Source organism: Rhodococcus sp. NPDC057297 (genome assembly GCF_042667435.1).
Taxonomy (GTDB): domain Bacteria; phylum Actinomycetota; class Actinomycetes; order Mycobacteriales; family Mycobacteriaceae; genus Rhodococcoides.
Map to the genome: position 1 here is coordinate 61,605 of NZ_JBHUZE010000001.1, position 18,383 is coordinate 79,987.

Below are 18,383 nucleotides of genomic sequence, written 5' to 3' on the forward strand. Positions count from 1 at the left end.
AACTCATTCGCGCAGATGATTGACCGTTTGATCACACCTGCTCGACGATTGAAACCCCCTCAGCTCAGGAGCCACACCTATGACCAGCAAGACCTCCATGCTCGCCCGTCTCGGATTGGGCGGTATCGCCCTCGCTGCCACGATGGCCATCAGTCCAGCCGTTGCAAGCGCCGATCCCGTCGCAGACTTCCTCTGCAACTCCGGTTCGTCGCAGTTCTGCCCCGCGTTCGTGCAGCCGGCTCCCGCACCACGTGTCGCGCCTCAGGCAGCACCCCGGCCACAGTCCACGTTCCAGTACAAGAACTGCACCGAGGCTCGCGACGCAGGGGCTGCCCCCGTCTACCGCGACGAATACGGCTACGGCCCGCACCTCGACCGCGACAACGACGGCATCGGCTGCGAGTAATCCCTCGAGTTCGCACTTGTGCAGCTTTCGGGCTGCGTTTTGCCTGCACAAGTGCGAACTCGGTACCGTCGGTCGGTGAGACGACGGCAGCAACCCCCGTTGCCGAAAAGGCACGGCCTGGATCCAGCCCGGGTACGAATGCCGGAAGGTGGCCGGTGGGTCACCGTGCGTGAATTCCTCGTCGCGACCGAACCACGGATGTCACCGGACCGCATCGACGAGATGTTCGACGCGGATGCCATCGTCGACATGCAAGGTCCTGTCAGCCGCGACACCGCGTACGCCCCGGGCGGGGCCGTCTGGTTCCATCGCGATCTCCCCGTCGAAACCGTGGTCCCGTTCGACATCCCCATCGTCTACCGCGACGACACGATCCTGGTGATCGACAAACCCCACTTCCTGCCGACCATCCCGCGCGGCGGACACATTCTGCAGACAGCATTGGTGCGCCTACGCCAGGAATTGGCTCTGCCGCATCTGATTCCGGCGCACCGACTGGATCGAGTCACTGCAGGTCTCGTGCTGTTCGTGATCGATCCGACCGTACGCGGCGCTTACCAGACCCTGTTCCAGGACCGAAAAGTACGCAAGGTCTACGAGGCCGTGGCCGGTTACGATCCTGCACTCCACTTTCCGCGCGAAGTATCGAGTCGCATCGTCAAGGAAAAATACGACTTCGCCGCCCGAGAAGTCGCGGGCGAGCCGAATGCGCACACCACCGTCGAACTCCTTGCCCACCGAAATACGCTGGGACACTATCGACTTCACCCGACAACAGGACGTACCCATCAGCTACGCCTCCACATGAACTCGATGGGGACCCCCATCGTCGGCGACGATCTTTATCCGCATCCCACCGACCGAGCCGTCGACGACTTCACGGAGCCCTTGCAACTCTTGGCCTCGGAGATGGAATTCACCGACCCGCTGACCGGCAGATCCAGACAGTTTCAGACTTCCCGACGCCTGGATCACGCCCTGACATGACGAACGAAACGACGACGGCCCCGGTGAGCACCGGGGCCGTCGTCGTGCTGCGGAAGCGGAGGGATTTGAACCCCCGGACGCTTTTGGACGTCTCTCGCTTTCAAGGCGAGTGCATTGGGCCGCTCTGCCACGCTTCCATCGTCTACCGACGAAAGACGATCCTAAACGGTTCTGCCGGTCAGGGGCCAATCACCCCCGGCCCGTCGGGCTCCCCATCGCTGCGTCGACCTTTTCGAAGATGTCGCCGAGAACCGCGAGTTCACGGGCCGTCAACAGATCGACGAGATGCTTCCTGACGCTGGTGACATGAGTCGGTGCCGCTTCCTCCAGTCGGCGGCGACCCATGGCAGTGATGACGGCAAGGACACCCCGCCCGTCGTCGACGCACGTGCTGCGTTCGACCATGCCGTCGGACTCCATGCGCCTGATCTGATGCGTCAGGCGAGACCTCGACGACAGCACACCGTCGGCCAGGTCGCTCATCCGCAGCGAGCCATCGGATGATTCCGACAGCATCACGAGGATGCGGTATTCCGCCATCGTCAGGTTGTGCGCGTCCTGCAAATCTTTGTTGAGTACCCCCTGCAATCGTTGGCCGCCGTCGATATAGGCGCGCCACGCTCTCATTTCCGCAGCATCTAACCACTGCGGGTCCCCCCCTGGACCAAAGGATCGTTCGGCCGTCACCCGACCATATTAGGCACCAGAGCTACCGATGAGTAGCTCAGCGGTCCTTTCCAGTCACTCCCTGGGCGACGCTCCCGCTCGATGTCCGTTACGGGCGGTCGGAATAGGCTCGGTGCATGTCCGAACCCCATATCGATCCCCCGTACGTCGCGGCTGCAGATCGCTACGACTCGATGCAGTATCGGCGAACCGGCACCAGTGGCCTGAAGCTCCCCGCGATCTCGCTGGGCCTGTGGCACAACTTCGGCGACGATGCCCCGCTGCAGACCCAGCGCGCAGTGCTCCGCAGAGCCTTCGACCTGGGAATAACCCACTTCGACCTCGCCAACAACTACGGACCGCCGTACGGCAGTGCCGAGAAGAACTTCGGACGCATTCTGCGCGAAGACTTCGCCGGCTACCGCGACGAACTGGTCATCTCCAGCAAGGCCGGGTGGGACATGTGGCCGGGGCCGTACGGCTTCGGCGGATCGCGGAAGTACCTTCTGTCGTCGCTGGACCAATCGCTGCATCGAATGGGCCTGGACTACGTCGACATCTTCTACAGCCACCGACCCGACCACGAGACACCCCTCGAGGAGACGGCAGGGGCGTTGATCAGCGCCGTGCAGCAGGGCAAGGCTCTGTACGTCGGGATCAGCTCCTACACGCCTGAGAACACGACGAAGATGGCCGAACTCCTGTCCGCGGCCGGTGTGCCCCTGCTGATCCACCAGCCGTCGTACTCCATGGTCAACAGATGGATCGAGGACGGGTTGCTCGACGCCCTCGCCTCGGTCGGCGCAGGCACCATCGCGTTCTCTCCCCTCGCGCAAGGCATGCTGACCGACAAATACCTGAACGGGATTCCCGACGGCTCACGCGCAACACAGGGCAAGTCGCTGAACCCTGACTGGTTCACCGACGAACACGTCGCCCACCTTCGCGGACTGAACGACATCGCTACCTCACGTGGACAGACACTCGCGCAACTCGCGCTGAGCTGGGCCCTGCGCGACTCTCGCGTGACATCGGTACTCATCGGAGCATCGAGTGTCGAGCAGCTCGAGAACAACGTGGGTGCACTGGAGAACCTCGACTTCTCCGCCGACGAACTGAGCCGAATCGACGAGCACGCACGGGACTTCGGCATCAATCTCTGGGATATCGGGTAAGGGGCAGGCATGCATGCGATAACGCTGAAAGAGTTCGGGGCTCCCGACGTGATGCAGTGGACCGAAGTAGCGGACCCACGTCCCGAGCGCGGGCAGGTCATCGTCGACGTCGCAGCCACCGCGGTCAACCGCGCCGACCTGATGCAGCGTCAAGGCTTCTACCCGCCACCGCCCGGGGCGAGCGACACGTTGGGGCTCGAATGCTCGGGGATCATCTCCGAACTCGGTGAAGGAGTGCACGACTGGAAGGTCGGCGACAAAGTCTGCGCCCTCCTCGCCGGCGGCGGGTACGCAGAGCAGGTCGCCGTCCCGTCGACCCAGCTGTTTCCCATCCCCGGCAAGCTCGATCTCCATGCGGCAGCGGCACTTCCAGAGGTCGCGTCGACAGTCTGGTCCAATCTCGTGATGTTCGGCGGCCTCCGCTCCGGTCATGTGGTTCTCCTCCACGGCGGCGGAAGCGGCATCGGAACGCACGCGATCCAGGTCGCCAAAGCATTCGGCGCCACCGTCGCCGTGACGGCCGGATCACGCGAGAAGCTCGACTTCTGCGCATCCCTCGGCGCGGACATCCTCATCGACTACAAGAACGAGGACTTCGTCGAGAAACTACCCGACGGAGCCGACCTCATCCTCGACAACATGGGCGCGAAGTACTTGGGGCGCAATGTAAATGCGCTTGCCAAGGACGGGAAGCTCATCACCATCGGGATGCAGGGCGGACTGAAGGGTGAGCTCGACTTCGGTGCACTCCTGGCCAAGCGCGGCACCGTTCACGCCGCGGGTCTGCGTGGCCGACCGGAAACCGGAGCGTCGAGCAAGGCGGACATCGTCGCAGACATGACTGCACGGTTGTGGCCGCTGATCGAGGAAGGCGCCGTCGCCCCGATCATTCACGCCGAACTACCGATAACCGAAGCGGCAGACGGGCATCGACTGCTCGACGCCGACGCGATCGGAAAGGTCCTGCTCCGCGTCTCGTGAGTGGAAATGTGGGCCCTGGGCCCTGACCCGAGGACACATTTCCCCTCACATACGGAGCTTGGACAACGCCTTGGAAAGCTGATCGATCTCGTACCGCGTCGTGTACGGCGCGAGCCCGATGGTCACCGCGCCACCCTCGTCGTTGACGCCTAGAGCATCCAGAAGCCTACTGCCGCTGTGGATTCCACTGACGGTGCCGATTCGGTTCTGCGCCAAGTGCTCGGCGACCTTCTCGGCGGACGTGTCCGCGACGGTGAAACTCAACGTCGGGATACGGCTGGGAGCGTCGCCGAGCACCATGACGTGCTCCAGCTTCTCCAACGATCGCAGCAGATAATCGAACAACCGGTCGTGGTAGTCCTGCAGCGAACCGATGGACAGCTGCAAGCGCTCACGACGGGTACCCGTAGCCGCGTCGTCGAGGTTGGCCAGATAGTCCACCGAGGAGACGACACCGGCGAGCAACGCGTACTGATGACCCGACACCTCGAGCCGCTCGACGCCCTTCGCGAACGGATTGAGCGACATCGACGGAATTCGATCCAACAGACCCGGATCACGGAAGACGAGCGCGCCCACCTGCGGACCACCCCAAGCCGACGCTTGAACAGCGACGACGTCAGCGCCCAATTCCTCGATGTCGACGTGCGCGTACGGAGCCGCGCCTGCGGCGTCCACGACGATCAGCCCGCCGACGGCATGGACACGATCGGCCGCAACACGCACGTTCGGGGCCGACCCGACGATGGGCGAGGCCGCGGTCATCGCCACCAGGCGAGTGGTCGTCGTGATGAGTTCTTCGAATTGCCAGCTGGGGAGTTCGCACGTGTCGATCTCGACCTCGGCCCACCGGACCTGAGCCCCGTAGCGGTTGGCGATGCGTAGCCAGGGCGCGACGTTCGCTTCCTCGTCGAGGCGCGACAGCACAAGGCCCGTCCCGAGCCCGAGGCGCGACGACATGGACTCGGCGAGCCACGCGAGCATCGTCGCTCGATCCGGACCGAGAACGACACCTGCGGGATCGCCGCCGACCAGATCCGCTATCGCCTGACGCGCGGCGTCGAGCAAACCAGCGCTGCGACGAGACGACAGGTGGCCGGAAGTGTGAGTTGGCGCACTTCCGCGAAACGCTGTGGACACCGCGGTCGACACACGGTCGGGGATCTGCATACCGTTCTGCGGATCGAGGTGGATCCAGCCGTCGCCCAACGAGGGAATGGATCCCCTGACTCGCGCGACGTCGTACCCCATGCCGGACACTCTAAGCGCCGATTTCGTGAGCGTGTGTTCCACATCCCTTTTTCGGATCGACCGCCTGGCTGTCTTGCACGCTTGTCTTCCCTCCTCAACGACCCGAAACAACAATAATCGGCCCCGCTCATCGCGCAATCCCACCGAAACCGGAAGGATGGCGAACATGACGCACTCGGACTCGCACTCGAATCCAGAAGCCGGCGACCACGTCGTCGTGATCGGTCCAGACGGACAGCCTCTCGCACTCAGCCGGGAAGAGGCAACCGCCGCCGCGGCCCGCGCCGCAGGCACCGACAACGTGGAGAACGGCGAAACGCCCTTGTCGGACATGGTCGAGCAACCGGCGAAGGTCATGCGCATCGGCACCATGATCAAGCAGCTCCTCGAAGAGGTGCGGGCAGCTCCCCTCGACGACGCCAGCCGCGCACGACTCAAAGGCATCCACCAGTCCTCGATCCGCGAACTCGAACAGGGCCTGGCCCCCGAACTCCGCGAAGAACTGGAACGTCTCGCCCTCCCCTTCGGCGAGGACGCCATACCGTCGGACGCCGAACTGCGCATCGCGCAGGCCCAGCTGGTCGGCTGGCTGGAAGGGGTGTTCCACGGAATTCAAACCGCCCTGTTCGCCCAGCAGATGGCAGCACGCGCCCAACTCGAACAAATGCGCCAAGGCGCCCTGCCTCCCGGCGTCGCCATCAACCCCAGTGGCCCAGGCCACACCGGCGGCGGAACGGGCCAGTACCTGTAAGGGGAGGGCAGGAGTCGAGCCTGCGGAATGACCCGGGGCTGGGCAGGAGTGGAGCCTGCGGAATGACCCGGGGCTGGGCAGGAGTGGAGCCTGCGGAGCGACCGTCGGGAGCGGGTAAGGTCGACCGTCGTGTCAGCTCCAGCGAAGGATCCCGAGAACGAGACAGGAGAGCGTGTGACCGTCCCTGTTTCGGATTCGCAGACGTACAAGCGCGCATTTCGCGATCTGAAGACCGGGTTCAGTCAGCGTGAGCTGTGGCTCCACCTCGGCTGGCAGGACATCAAGCAGCGGTACCGACGCTCGGTCATCGGCCCGTTCTGGATCACCATCGCCACCGCAGTCCAGGCCACCGCCATGGGCCTGCTGTACTCGGTGCTGCTCGACATGGATCTGAAGACGTTCCTGCCGCACGTGGCCGTCGGTTTGATCATCTGGAACTTCATCAGTGCGGCGATCCTCGAGGGCGGCGATGTCTTCGTCGCCAACGAAGGCCTGATCAAGCAGTTGCCGTCGGCGCTGTCGGTGCACGTGTATCGGCTGGTGTGGCGTCAGATTCTGCTGTTCGCGCACAACCTGATCGTCTATGTGATCATCATCGCGATCTTCCGGCCGACGTTCCATTGGACCGACCTGGCGGCGTTCCCGGCCTTCGCGCTCATCGCCGTCAATGCCGTCTGGGTGGCGCTGCTGTTCGGCATCGTCGCAACGCGCTACCGCGATATCGCGCCGATTCTCGGGTCCATGGTCACGCTGCTGTTCTTCATGACGCCGATCGTGTGGACGACGCAAGGGCTGCTCAACCAGGGCGGACAGGCCGCCGAGCGCGCCCGCCTCGTCGAGATCAACCCGCTCTTCCACTACCTGGACATCCTCCGAGCCCCGATGATCGGTGAGCCCCAGGAGGCCTACCACTGGTACATCGTGATCGCCTGCACCATCGTCGGCTGGCTCCTGACCATTTTCGCTCTCAAGAAGTTCCGGGCCCGAGTGCCCTACTGGGTTTAGGGGTCTCCGCCATGTCAGTCAGCATCTCCACGCACGACGCCTGCGTCGACTTCCCCATCTTCGACGCCAAAACTCGCTCCCTGAAGAAGGCGTTCCTCGGCAAAGCCGGCGGTGCCATCGACCGGAACAGCTCCGACGTCGTCGTCGTCGAAGCCCTCAAGAACATCACGATGAACCTGAAGGAAGGCGACCGCGTCGGCCTCGTCGGACACAACGGTGCAGGCAAGTCGACGCTCCTGCGCCTGCTGTCCGGCATCTACGAGCCCACCCGCGGTACAGCCTCGGTGCGCGGCCGCGTCGCCCCCGTCTTCGACCTGGGTGTCGGAATGGACCCGGAGATCTCCGGCTACGAGAACATCATCATCCGAGGCCTGTTCCTCGGCCAGACGCGTAAGCAGATGCTTGCGAAGATGGACGAAATCGCCGACTTCACCGAACTCGGCGACTACCTCGACATGCCGCTGCGGACATACTCCACCGGCATGCGGGTGCGCGTCGCGATGGGTGTAGTCACCAGCATCGATCCCGAAATCCTGCTTCTCGACGAGGGCATCGGCGCCGTCGACGCAGAATTCATGAAGAAAGCACGCATCCGGCTCCAGGAACTGGTGCAACGATCCGGCATTCTCGTCTTTGCAAGCCACTCCAACGAGTTCCTCGCCCAGCTCTGCGACCGCGCGATGTGGATCGACCACGGCCAGATCCGTCAGGACGGTGGCATCGAAGAAGTCGTACGAGCGTACGAAGGCAACGACGCGGGCGACCACGTAGCGACGATCTTGAAAGAGCTCGCTCGAGACGAAGCGGGAGTGGAGCCTGCGGAACGACCTAGAGATGAAACCAGTGGCTGAGACGATCATCGGAGTCATCGTGACGCACAAGCGTCGCGAGCTCCTCGCGAAGTCACTCGATGTCATCACGCGCCAGACCCGCCCGCTGGACCATCTCGTCGTTGTCGACAACGCGCACGAGAACGAGGTCCGCGAGCTCGTCGAGTCTGCGTCGATTCCGACTACTTATCTTGGGTCGCATCACAATCTGGGCGGTGCGGGCGGGTTCGCGCTCGGCATCCTTTACGCCCTGTCGCTCGGCACGGATTGGGTGTTCCTTGCCGACGACGACGGGCGTCCCGAGGGTCCGGACGTGTTGAAGACGCTGCACGAGTGCGCACTGAAGCACGGCCTCGACGAGGTCTCCCCCGTCGTCTGCGACATCGACGACCCCGATCGTCTCGCGTTCCCGCTGCGTCGTGGAGTGGAATGGCGTCGACTACGGTCCGAGCTGATCGACCCTCGCAACCCCGACGACGACCTGCTCGAAGGAATCGCGTCACTGTTCAACGGAGCCCTGTTCAAGGCGTCGACGATCGACGCCGTCGGGGTGCCCGATCTGCGACTGTTCGTCCGCGGTGACGAGGTGGAGGTGCATCGCAGACTGCAGCGATCGGGCCTGAAGTTCGGCACCTGCCTGACGACGGCCTACGTCCACCCCAACGGCGCCGAGGAGTTCAAACCGATCCTCGGCGGGCGGATGCACACGCAGTACCCGGACGACGCCACCAAGCGCTATTTCACCTATCGCAACCGTGGGTACCTCATGTCGCAGCCCGGTATGCGGAAACTGCTGCCGCAGGAGTGGATTCGCTTCGGGTGGTTCTTCCTTGTGACCACTCACAATCCCAAGGGCCTGTTGGAATGGCTTCGTCTCCGTCGACTCGGGCGTCGGGAGCATTTCCGGAGATGAACACCTAGGTGAGTGGAAATGCGGTGTGATCTGGTCGCTCCGCAGGTTCCGCTCCTGCCCCAGGGCCTACATTTTCACTCACAACGGCCGTGGGCGTCTGCGTCCGCTACCGTGTGCGCATGACGGAATCGCGGAAGCTGACGGATCGAATTCGGCATTCGGCGCGAGAGAAGTTACAGCGCGCGATCGGCGAGGTTCTGGACAAGCAGACGGCCCAGCTGGCCGAGCAGACGAGCGACCAGCAGACCAAGTTGCTGGACATTCTCGAGCGTCAGCGCCGCGAGATCGATGATCTGCACGCCTTCATCCGCGGACTCGAAATGCGCATGCGACGCGACATTCCGTACGCGTCCGACGTCGAGGCCGCCGCTCAGAGCGCCGAGTTCGCGGAAGAGGTCATGCCGAAGGCACCCACGTTCCTGCGCCCCCACGCCACGCTGAGGTTCGCGCTCGGCGAGGTATCGGTACCGGGGATGGCGCTCGAGTTCGGTGTCGCCAGCGGTACGACGCTGGAGATCATCGCCGAGGAGATGGCGAAGCGACACGACATTTCCATCGTCGCCGGATTCGACGTCTTCTCCGGTCTACCCGAGACGTGGAGGACGGGCTTCCCGAAGGGACTGTTCGAGCAGGAAGCCGAACCGACGGTGCCCGGCGCGGAGATCGTCCCCGGCATGTTCGAGGAATCGCTACCCGAGTTCCTGAAGAGCCACAAGGACACGCTCGCGTTCCTGCACCTCGACGCGGACCTGTACTCGTCGACCGTGACCGTCCTCGACCTCGTCGCCGACCGCCTGGCCGTGGGAACCGTCATCGTCTTCGACGAGTACTTCAACTTCCCCGGCTGGCGCAATCACGAATACCGCGCGTGGACCGAGTTCGTCGGCCGCACCGGCACGGAATTCGACTACCTCGGCTACACCGCGGACAACGAACAGGTCGTCGTTCGAATCCGTACCGCTCCGTCGTTGTGAGTGAAACTGCAGTGCGTTCTGGTCACTCCGCAGGGCTTACATTTCCGCTCACCTAGGAGTAGAGCCGCGTCCAGTTCTCTCGGCTGGTGAGCTCAGGAACAGCCTGCCGGTAGGACTCGGCCACGCTGTCGGTCTCGACACGCAGGCGACGCAGCGCCGTCAGCCCTCGCTTCAGTAGCTCCGTGGCGGCCGCCTTGTCGCGCTTACGAACTCGCACACCCTCCTGCGAACGATCGGTGACGACGGCATGCGCGAACAGCGAGACGTGCCACCAGTGCGCATCATCGGCCGAGATCGCGACCGGGCCCGGGTGAACGCGGCCACGCGACTGGTTGAGCACACGCTTCGCCAGAACGGCCCACTCCAGGCTTTTCTTGGGGTGAGGCCCAGCCGGGGTGATAAACATGTCCGCAGGGCGGACGTCAGGAACCGAGTTCGCGTTGTAGCGCTTCGTCTCGTTGTACGCGGCTCGATCACGACGGATCGCCGCCGCGGCATCCATGCCGCCGTCGGTGAGCTTGCTCGGTCCGACGAGGAAGTCCTCGATGGCCTTGATCAACGTGAACGCCATGCCGTACTGCATGGAAACGAGATAGCGGAACAGATCGGTCGTCAACTGACGCGCGAGCTTCTTACCGTCGAGCCCCGCGTGCAGCGACGCCGTGATCATGCCGTTGCGCAGGTTGAAGTAGCGGTGCCACTCGTCCCAGTCCTTCCACGCGAAATCGGCGTGCCACACGGCCGCACCCGGAAGCGTGACCGTCGCGAATCCATTGGCTCGGGCCCGGTAGCCGTACTCGATGTCGTCCCACTGGAAGAACAGCGGAAGTGGGTAACCGATCTGCGAGACGATCTCCGACGGGATCAGACACGACCACCAGCCGTTGTAGCCGGCGTCGACGCGGATCTCCTGCTTCTTCTTCAGCGCACTCTTGTCCGAGATCGCGTTCTTCACGTGCAAACCGGCTTCGAGCTTCTGAAGGTTCGCGACCTCGGCACCGACATGCACCCGATCGGGATGCAGCAGGTAAAGCATTTGCGCACCGATGATCGCAGGCTCGATGGTCTTGTTCGCGAACGCGTTCATGCGCACGATCGCCTCGGGCTCGCACAGCACGTCGTCGTCCATGAACACGACGTTGGCCGGGTCGCCGCCCTTGCCTTGCACCTCGTACAGCCCGCGGGTGAAACCACCCGCACCGCCGAGGTTGGGCTGAGTGATGTAGACCAGCTTGTCGCCGAGTTCGGCCGCGACACGCTGGAACAAGGGCCGCGTCTGCACCTGGTCGGTTCCCTGGTCCACGACGTACACGTTGTCGACGCCGAGCAGTGCAATCGGATCGTCGGCCATGGCTGCCACGGTGTTGGCGCAGTCGTCGGCCCGGTTGAACGTGCAGATGACCACGGACGTCGGACGCAGCTTCTCCGGCGCGTCGACGGTCCACTCGGCGTCCTCGACCGTCAGCTCACCGGACGTGGTGGTGAATCGGGCGAACAAGGCTCCGCCGTCGAGGAACTGCTTGACGGGAACAGCGAAGTCCAGCCGCCTGGCCCGCCCGTCGGTGGTCAGAGTCTCGCTGGCCATCGTTCGCTTACGACCCTTGTAATCGGTGGCGACGATGTCGATGCGCCCCGAACCGGCAACGGAAGCCGAGAAACGCACCTCGGTCACATCGGTCCAGCGCTGCCAATAACTCGCCGGGAACCGCCCGAAGTAACTGTTCGTCTCGAGAACCGTGCGCTTCGCCAGCTTCGCCGCATACCGAGAGCGCTCGACATTGCCCTTGGCCACAGTCGTGTACATATCCGCACTCACCAGCGGCGACGGCCCGTCGAAGAGGAGACGCTGCGCGCGCAACTCCGTCGACGACGGCAGGTCGACGGATTCTGCCTCGGTCGTGGTGGTGGAATCAGCGTGACTCACAGCAACGGTCCCTTTTCTCCTTGGCTCTTGTGCTGCCCGTATTGCGAGACACAACGCCGGGCGAGGGCTCGCGGTGCAGCGTACGAGCCCTGTTGTCTGCCATTCTGGTGACCATGGTTGCACAGTCCGCTGCCGCCGACGCGGAGGCGTACTCGCCTGGAACCCGGTTGTCGCGCGCAGGACGCTCGTCATGGATACTCGTCGCGCTCGGCGCGGCCCTGGGCGCCGTCGGGTACTGGGTTGCTGCACCCAGCCTCACCGATGACGCGTACATCAGCCTGTCCGCGGCCCGAAATCTCGCCGAACACGGTCAGTGGGCCATCGTCACCGACCTGACCGCGAATACGTCGACCTCACCCCTCAACGTTCTGCTCCTCGGCCTCATCGTGTGGGTCACGTCGTTCTTCGGCGCGCCCGCGCCGTTGTTCGCTCTGTTCGTCGCCAACGTTCTGGCCGGGGGAATCGTCGGTGCAGCGTGCGCGTCGATCTCACGGTCGATCGGTCGAGGCATGTGGCTCGGTGGGATCGCGGTCGTTCTGGTCATGAGCAACCCATTTTTGTTGTCGTCCATCGGACTCGAAGTTCTTCTCATTCCCGCAGCGGTGCTCACGCTGACCGCTGCGGCTCTGCGGGGCAGCCCCGTAGTCTTCGGCATCGCGAGCGGGCTGGCCGTCCTGGTCAGACTCGATCTCGTTCTGTTCGTGCTACTTCTCGCTGCTTTCGCGCCGACGCTGTACCGCCGCTGGCCTCGGGCTCTTCTAGCCGCGGCCGCGGTCTCCCTGCCCTGGTACGTCTTCAGCTGGATCGTGCTCGGATCACTGGTGCCGGACACGCTCGTCCTGAAAGAAGGACAGGCCATCGAGGGTTTCAACTACTTCGACGGGCCATCCCTCTACTACGACGGCGACTGGTGGGGCACACTCGCGAGTTTCGGTCCTGCCGTCGTCGGCCTTGTCGTCACCATCGGTTGGCTCGCTGCGTGCCTGTCCAGACGCGCGCGCGACCGAGCGTCGTGGCCCCTCATCGGCCTCGGACTCGGTGGGGTCGCCTACTACCTCGCCTACACAGTTCTCGACACCGTTCCCTACCACTGGTACTACGTCACCCCGATGATCGCGGGTGGATCGGCGGCAATCTTCCTGGCCGGCATATCGCCGCGCCCGGTGGCCGCCGTCTCGCTTCTCCTCGTCATCGTAGGGATTGCGGGCTCCATCGCGTTCGACACCGTCCGACCCATGCCGTGGGCGTCACCGCCCATCTTCGGCAACTTCGCCTCGGCCGCGGACTACCAGCGCGTCGGCGAGGAGATCGGAGAAATCGTCGGCGACGACGCCGTCAAGTCCCCCGGAGAGATCGGAACGTTGGCCTACGCCTGCGAGTGCACGATCGTCGACGAGTTCTCCGACCGAGGCGTCATCATCAACGAGCGGATCATCCCGCGCCTGGAGGAATCCGGGCCTGTCGGCGACCTGCTGCTTCGCGCGAATTACGCCAACCTCGACTACTCGCGTAAGCCTGTGGTGCCGGTCTACCGCATCGAGTACCGTCCTGGCCCGAGCGACGGCTCACCCTGGACATGGACAGTGGATTCCGCAGCCCGAGGCGTCGCACACTTTGCGCTAGTTCGGAATTGACGCATCCGGTTTCGTCAGGTGCAGCTCGCCTGCTCCGGTCCAGGGCGAGGTGATCGGCCAGTCCACGAACGACGGAGGACTCTCCTGCATCCAGTTCACCCGCAGGAGCCGGTAGTCCAGCGGAATCGGGCCTGTCTGTTCGAGGGCGTCGAAATCCAGGAAATGGAAGTTCTTGCGCCACAACCAGCCGGCGACTCCTGGTTCAGCAGTCTTTTTCCGCAGATCCGCTTCGAGTGCGCCTCGATCCGAGAACTTGTCGACGACGAGGCACTCGCAGTAATAGGACAGCGCGCCGATCTCACCGCCCGACCGGACAGCCTTGTCGCCTGCGTAGGCAGGCAGCTGGGCGCCGATGTCCTCGTACTGATTCGCCGTCGCATGATTGGTCGTGATGGGAACGACCCGATCGGTGGCCGCCGTCCAACTCCACAGGGCCGCGCCCGCCAGCCCTGCGGCTGCCGCGGCGGCAAGACCGACAGACTTCACGACGGTGGGAGCCGCGAACATCGCGCCGACGAACATCACCGTCCCCGCCACCGCGGGAACCCCGTAGTACCAGTGGTAGGGAGGGACCTCGAGCAGGGTGTACGCGGCGTAGTAGGCGACGCCGCCGATCGCCCATGCCCACAAGACCGTTGCTCGACGCCATCGCCGCACCGCCGGCACTGCCAGCAGGCACAGCGCTCCGAGAATCGGCACGACAGCGGTCAGGACAGCCGCGGCGGGATAGATGTCGAGGTACATCAGCAAACCGTTGCCGAAACCCCATTCCCCCCAGGCCCCTTGGCCGGTCTTGATGACGACGGTATCCGGGACCACCGAACCGAGAAACACCCAACTGACGAAGAACCATGGCAACGCTGTTGCTGCAGCGGCTAGCGCAGACAGCCATAGTCGATGCAGCGGCGCGCTCCTGATCAGCACCAACGCGGCCGCGACGACGACCAGGTCCACACGAGCGACCACGGCGAGGCCCGAGGCCACACCGAGAGCAATCGGCGAGTGCTCCATGGCGAACACTGCTACCCAAGCCAGAATCGCCGTTCCCAGAATCACTTCCAATCCCAGAGACGACGAGACCACCGGATTCACGACGATGAGCGCTAGCGTAACCGGAGCGAAAGCCGTCGAAAATCCTTGGTGGAGAGCAATTCTTCGGAATGCGACCACCGTTGCCGCGCAGGACAGGACGAACACGATCCCACATGCCAGCACGGCGTCGCGCACCACGAACGTTCCGGCAGCAAGCGCCAGAACGTTCAGCGGCGACGTCGCGGTGTTCGACGGATGACCACCGACAAGCGCCCACTCGCCATGGAATGCCAGGTTTCTCGCATACGACAGTGTGATGAAGGTGTCGTCGATCAGAAACCGCGACGCAACCGCGAACACCACAGCGGCGACAACCGCCGTCGTCGCGGGAAGAAGATAGGGCCGGACGCGTTCAGACAGTGCGTTCACCCGCGGTTGCGTAGGCGGCCTCGGTGGTGTCCTTCTGTGGACGCCACCAGTCCTCGTTGTCTCGGTACCAGTCGACGGTTGCTTTCAGACCGCTGCGAAAATCGACGTACTGGGGGGTCCATCCCAGTTCGGTGCGCAGTTTGGTCGAGTCGATTGCGTAGCGCAGATCATGGCCGGGGCGGTCGGTGACGAAATCGAAGGCGTCGGCGGCTTGTCCTGTTTCCTCGAGAATCGTCTCGAGCACGGCGCGGTTGTTCTTCTCCCCGTCGGCGCCGATCAGGTAGGTCTCGCCGAGCACACCGTTGTCGATGATCGTCCAGACGGCGCTGTTGTGGTCGTCGACATGGATCCAGTCGCGGACGTTCCTGCCTTCGCCGTACAGCTTGGGGCGCAGACCGGACAGGATGTTGGTGATCTGACGCGGAATGAACTTCTCCACGTGCTGGTAGGGGCCGTAGTTGTTGGAGCAGTTGGAAATCGTGGCGCGGACCCCGAAGCTCCGCGCCCACGCTCGGACCAGCAGGTCGCTGGAGGCTTTCGTCGAGGAGTACGGGCTCGACGGGTTGTACGGAGTGTTCTCGGTGAACCGTGCGGGGTCGTCGAGTTCGAGGTCTCCGTAGACCTCGTCGGTGGAGATGTGGTGATAGCGCACGTCGTGTTCGCGGACGGCCTGCAGCAAGGTGGTGGTGCCGATGACATTGGTGTGCACGAACGGCCAGGGGTTCGCGAGGGAATTATCGTTATGGGATTCCGCGGCGAAATGGACCACCAGATCGGTGTCCTTGATCAGGTTCGACACCAGGTTCGAGTCTGCGACGTCGCCTTCGACGAACTCGATCCGGTCCGCAACCGGGTCGAGCGATGCTCGGTTGCCGGCGTAGGTCAGCTTGTCCAGGACCGTGATCTCCACATCGTGCCGCTGCGCGACGGTCAGATGGACGAAGTTCGCGCCGATGAACCCGGCACCCCCGGTCACGAGCAGTTTCATACCCGCGACCATACCGGTGTGCCCGGTTTCGGGCCGAACTTGTCCGACCCCCGTGTTACCTTTTCGCAGACTTCGGGGGGAGCGTTCGTGGGATTACGTAAACGGCTACTGCTGCTGGCAGGGAGCTTGGTTGTCTTCAACCTAGTGCTGTGGGGAATACCAAAACTGGCACCTGAAGCGCCCGGCCGGTACGAGGGGGTCTCGGTCGCCGAACCGTCCAAGACGAGCACACAAGCTCCGACAACAACACCAGCCCCTCTGCCGTCGGGGTTTCCGACGATGGAGTATCCGCCTCCCAAAATCGTCGTTCCTGACGGGGAGTCCCAGCCCATCGCAACGAAATTCGGTTTGACCTACGACATTCCAGCAGACTGGAGAAATGTCTCCGGTGGCGTCGCCGGTTGGACCACAGGTGGCGAGTCGGTCGTCTACGGCGCAATCGGCGACTACGGTTACAAGTACTGTCCGGAGTCGGACGGATCGACTCTCGCTCTGTCGGGCATGACCGGACGGATCGGAACGACGATCGACGATGCGGCATTGTCAGCCGCTCGCGACGCCGAAGTTGTGTTCGGTAACTCCGACGCTGCCCCACCCACGCTGCAGTATTCGCAACCGTATTACTTCAAGATCCAAGGTGAGCCCGCAGTCCGGTACACCGTTCGCGCGGAGAACATTCATCGGCAAGAGGACTGCGATCCGCACCAGGCGACCTTCGACGTCGTCGCTACCACGGGGTTTGCAACTGCCCCCGTCGCGGTTTTCATGATCGAGCTCCATCAAGGTCTACCTGACGCGCTGAACCATTCCATCGCCGACGCCATGATATCGACCATAAGGCGCAGCGACTTCGATTCAGGGGGATAGAGATGACCGACGAACTATTCCGTGCAGAGGCAAGTGAAATAGCAGGTATGGGGAGACTGGCGTCCGAGATAGGTCTACGAACGATGGCATGCCATCGCTATATCGGGGATCACGCGGGCTTGAGCGATACAATCCCCGGTCAGATTCTGCAGCGGCTTGCACCGTTCATTGCTCTTTACCAAGAGAATACGCGCAGCAGGCACGTCCACCTATCGGCCAACTGCACCTACATCGGAGACGAACTCCGAAAAGCAGCATGGCTCTATCACGATGCCGAGAAGGAAACATACGACCAACTGAACGCTCATACCGATCTTGTCCCTGTACCTGTTCCGCAGCTGGGTAATTCGAAGACCGCCGCGGTGGGAAATGTCGACGATTACGTCAATGCCGCCGACTACGGCCACCCCGACGGAATCGACTATCCGCCAGCAAATCCCGCCGTGGACGACACCCGTGAGGTCATTCAAGCGGCTGCAGGCTGGCTGGGCGACGTGGACGAGACGATCTTCGAACTCACCACTTGGAGCCCCCTGACTGAAGTCACCACACCGCTGAGCGGGAACTGGAACGAGATCAGACGAGCTGGAGAAGCATTCGACATCGCGGGCAGCGCAATGGAAGCTGCCGCCGCATCACTCGAGCGTGGCGTCCGGCGCGTCGACGACTACTGGGATGGCCAGGCCGCCCAAGCTTTCACCGAGTATTCCGGTCGACAGATTGCAGCCATGTACTGGGAAGGTTCGTGCGGTCGCACGATCCACGCCATCTCCGAAGCCATCGCCGAGGAAATTCGCGAGGGCGTCCAGACCGTCGTGAGGAAGTTCGCCGAGATGTTGGAGGCCGAGGTAGATCTCGGGTCCGGCTCCGCAGCAATGAAAGTGGCGCTCAAGAAAGTTCCTGTCCTCGGGACAGCCTGGCAGCTCGGAGCGATCGTCGACATCCTGAGACAGACGATGGACCTGACGATGGATCTCGTGCGCAGAATCGAAGAACTTGTCGACCAGTTCGGACTGTTCCTCGACGCGATCATCGACCCGGAAGGTCAGGTCAGCCGCACGATCGACAAGTACCTCCAGCCGTTCAACGAGGCTCTGGACAAGGGCAAAACTGCCGTCGACGCAGGCAGAACCGCCGACATAACCCCAGTCCTCGACACGCCTGACCAACAATTCTCCGTCGGCGAAGGCGACCAACCGTGGCAGGACGCGGTATGACCGATCCCAGGAACACTCCCGAGTACAGGAGAGTGCTCGACGCCGTCGACCGCCTGCGCGCAGCTCGACTCCGCGCCGATGCCACACCGATCCGTGTGGACCAGGGCCCTGTCGTCGTCGACGAGGCATTGCTCGAACGCCTCTCACAGGCAAGGACAGCAAGCCCGGAACTCCAGACGTACGGCGTGAGGGTGGCGTCGGGCAGCACCACATGGGACCGGATCGAGTTCGATGCCGTACCGATCCCACCGGAAGTCGAACAGATGAAGGCAGATCCCAGAATCGTTTGGCCCCGTCACTGGCCGTTGCCGCGGGAGGACGAGCCGTACAGCATCCCCTGGCAGTGAGCGCGC

Annotated in this window: 18 protein-coding genes and 1 tRNA gene; 13 read left to right on the plus strand and 6 right to left on the minus strand. The window is 63.4% G+C overall.

Annotation, left to right across the window (positions count from 1 at the left end):
- Nucleotides 1-79 precede the first annotated feature (79 nt).
- Both ACFULT_RS00295 and ACFULT_RS00300 read left to right on the plus strand, forming a co-directional pair.
- Complete coding sequence (locus ACFULT_RS00295; RefSeq protein WP_378480308.1) at nucleotides 80-406, plus strand: excalibur calcium-binding domain-containing protein; 327 nt, start codon at nucleotides 80-82, stop codon at nucleotides 404-406.
- Nucleotides 407-481: 75 nt separating this feature from the next.
- Nucleotides 482-1,393 carry a pseudouridine synthase gene (locus tag ACFULT_RS00300; RefSeq protein ID WP_378480309.1) on the plus strand — a complete coding sequence of 304 codons (912 nt, stop codon included), beginning with the start codon at nucleotides 482-484 and terminating at the stop codon, nucleotides 1,391-1,393.
- Nucleotides 1,394-1,443: 50 nt separating this feature from the next.
- Here ACFULT_RS00300 and ACFULT_RS00305 read toward each other — a convergent pair.
- Nucleotides 1,444-1,530, minus strand: a tRNA-Ser gene (locus ACFULT_RS00305).
- Between the two features lie 52 nt (nucleotides 1,531-1,582).
- Entirely contained in the window at nucleotides 1,583-2,080 is a 498-nt protein-coding gene (locus tag ACFULT_RS00310) for a MarR family winged helix-turn-helix transcriptional regulator (RefSeq protein WP_371828877.1), read from the minus strand.
- 116 nt (nucleotides 2,081-2,196) lie between these two features.
- Here ACFULT_RS00310 and mgrA point away from each other — a divergent pair, with 116 nt between their 5' ends.
- A complete protein-coding gene (gene mgrA, locus ACFULT_RS00315; RefSeq protein ID WP_037111616.1) occupies nucleotides 2,197-3,234 on the plus strand; it encodes an L-glyceraldehyde 3-phosphate reductase in 1,038 nt (345 codons plus the stop codon).
- A 9-nt stretch (nucleotides 3,235-3,243) separates the two neighbouring features.
- On the plus strand, nucleotides 3,244-4,215 hold the full coding sequence (locus tag ACFULT_RS00320) for an NAD(P)H-quinone oxidoreductase (RefSeq protein WP_378480310.1): 972 nt from the start codon (nucleotides 3,244-3,246) through the stop codon (nucleotides 4,213-4,215).
- A 45-nt stretch (nucleotides 4,216-4,260) separates the two neighbouring features.
- On the opposite strand, the gene ACFULT_RS00325 is transcribed toward ACFULT_RS00320, so the two are convergent.
- A complete protein-coding gene (locus tag ACFULT_RS00325; RefSeq protein ID WP_037111613.1) occupies nucleotides 4,261-5,466 on the minus strand; it encodes a cysteine desulfurase-like protein in 1,206 nt (401 codons plus the stop codon).
- A gap of 166 nt (nucleotides 5,467-5,632) precedes the next feature.
- On the opposite strand from ACFULT_RS00325, the gene ACFULT_RS00330 reads away from it, so the two are divergent.
- The 5 genes from ACFULT_RS00330 (at nucleotide 5,633) to ACFULT_RS00350 (ending at nucleotide 9,939) form a co-directional block, all read left to right on the plus strand.
- Nucleotides 5,633-6,217: a bacterial proteasome activator family protein gene (locus tag ACFULT_RS00330; RefSeq protein ID WP_026348206.1), complete on the plus strand. Its 585-nt coding sequence runs from the start codon at nucleotides 5,633-5,635 to the stop codon at nucleotides 6,215-6,217.
- A gap of 129 nt (nucleotides 6,218-6,346) precedes the next feature.
- The gene (locus tag ACFULT_RS00335; RefSeq protein WP_378480311.1) at nucleotides 6,347-7,222 is read left to right on the plus strand and encodes an ABC transporter permease; all 876 of its coding nucleotides are present in this window, start codon (nucleotides 6,347-6,349) and stop codon (nucleotides 7,220-7,222) included.
- A gap of 11 nt (nucleotides 7,223-7,233) precedes the next feature.
- Complete coding sequence (locus ACFULT_RS00340) at nucleotides 7,234-8,073, plus strand: ABC transporter ATP-binding protein (protein WP_052059350.1); 840 nt, start codon at nucleotides 7,234-7,236, stop codon at nucleotides 8,071-8,073.
- Entirely contained in the window at nucleotides 8,057-8,965 is a 909-nt protein-coding gene (locus tag ACFULT_RS00345) for a glycosyltransferase (protein ID WP_378480312.1), read from the plus strand. Before ACFULT_RS00340 ends, ACFULT_RS00345 begins: the two co-directional genes overlap by 17 nt.
- 119 nt (nucleotides 8,966-9,084) lie before the next feature.
- Nucleotides 9,085-9,939, plus strand: coding sequence for a TylF/MycF/NovP-related O-methyltransferase (locus ACFULT_RS00350; protein ID WP_378480313.1), 855 nt, complete (start codon nucleotides 9,085-9,087; stop codon nucleotides 9,937-9,939).
- Nucleotides 9,940-9,991: 52 nt separating this feature from the next.
- Here ACFULT_RS00350 and ACFULT_RS00355 read toward each other — a convergent pair whose 3' ends face one another.
- Nucleotides 9,992-11,863, minus strand: coding sequence for a glycosyltransferase (locus tag ACFULT_RS00355; protein ID WP_094720270.1), 1,872 nt, complete (start codon nucleotides 11,861-11,863; stop codon nucleotides 9,992-9,994).
- 113 nt (nucleotides 11,864-11,976) lie between these two features.
- Here ACFULT_RS00355 and ACFULT_RS00360 point away from each other — a divergent pair, with 113 nt between their 5' ends.
- Nucleotides 11,977-13,497, plus strand: coding sequence for a hypothetical protein (locus ACFULT_RS00360; protein WP_378480314.1), 1,521 nt, complete (start codon nucleotides 11,977-11,979; stop codon nucleotides 13,495-13,497).
- On the opposite strand, the gene ACFULT_RS00365 is transcribed toward ACFULT_RS00360, so the two are convergent.
- Together ACFULT_RS00365 and rfbB are read right to left on the minus strand one after the other, a co-directional pair.
- The gene (locus ACFULT_RS00365; RefSeq protein WP_378480315.1) at nucleotides 13,483-14,958 is read right to left on the minus strand and encodes a hypothetical protein; all 1,476 of its coding nucleotides are present in this window, start codon (nucleotides 14,956-14,958) and stop codon (nucleotides 13,483-13,485) included. The two genes, ACFULT_RS00360 and ACFULT_RS00365, sit on opposite strands and share 15 nt — an antisense overlap.
- The gene (gene rfbB, locus ACFULT_RS00370; protein WP_378480316.1) at nucleotides 14,942-15,946 is read right to left on the minus strand and encodes a dTDP-glucose 4,6-dehydratase; all 1,005 of its coding nucleotides are present in this window, start codon (nucleotides 15,944-15,946) and stop codon (nucleotides 14,942-14,944) included. The genes ACFULT_RS00365 and rfbB overlap by 17 nt, the downstream gene beginning before the upstream one ends.
- 279 nt (nucleotides 15,947-16,225) lie before the next feature.
- On the opposite strand from rfbB, the gene ACFULT_RS00375 reads away from it, so the two are divergent.
- The 3 genes from ACFULT_RS00375 to ACFULT_RS00385 all read left to right on the plus strand — a co-directional run bounded on the left by ACFULT_RS00375 (nucleotide 16,226) and on the right by ACFULT_RS00385 (nucleotide 18,377).
- Nucleotides 16,226-16,813 (plus strand): hypothetical protein, encoded by a 588-nt coding sequence (locus tag ACFULT_RS00375; RefSeq protein ID WP_378480317.1) that lies wholly within the window; start codon nucleotides 16,226-16,228, stop codon nucleotides 16,811-16,813.
- A 119-nt stretch (nucleotides 16,814-16,932) separates the two neighbouring features.
- Nucleotides 16,933-18,030 (plus strand): hypothetical protein, encoded by a 1,098-nt coding sequence (locus tag ACFULT_RS00380; protein WP_378480318.1) that lies wholly within the window; start codon nucleotides 16,933-16,935, stop codon nucleotides 18,028-18,030.
- Nucleotides 18,027-18,377, plus strand: a complete 351-nt coding sequence (locus tag ACFULT_RS00385; protein WP_378480319.1) for a hypothetical protein — start codon at nucleotides 18,027-18,029, stop codon at nucleotides 18,375-18,377. Before ACFULT_RS00380 ends, ACFULT_RS00385 begins: the two co-directional genes overlap by 4 nt.
- Nucleotides 18,378-18,383: the final 6 nt, after the last annotated feature.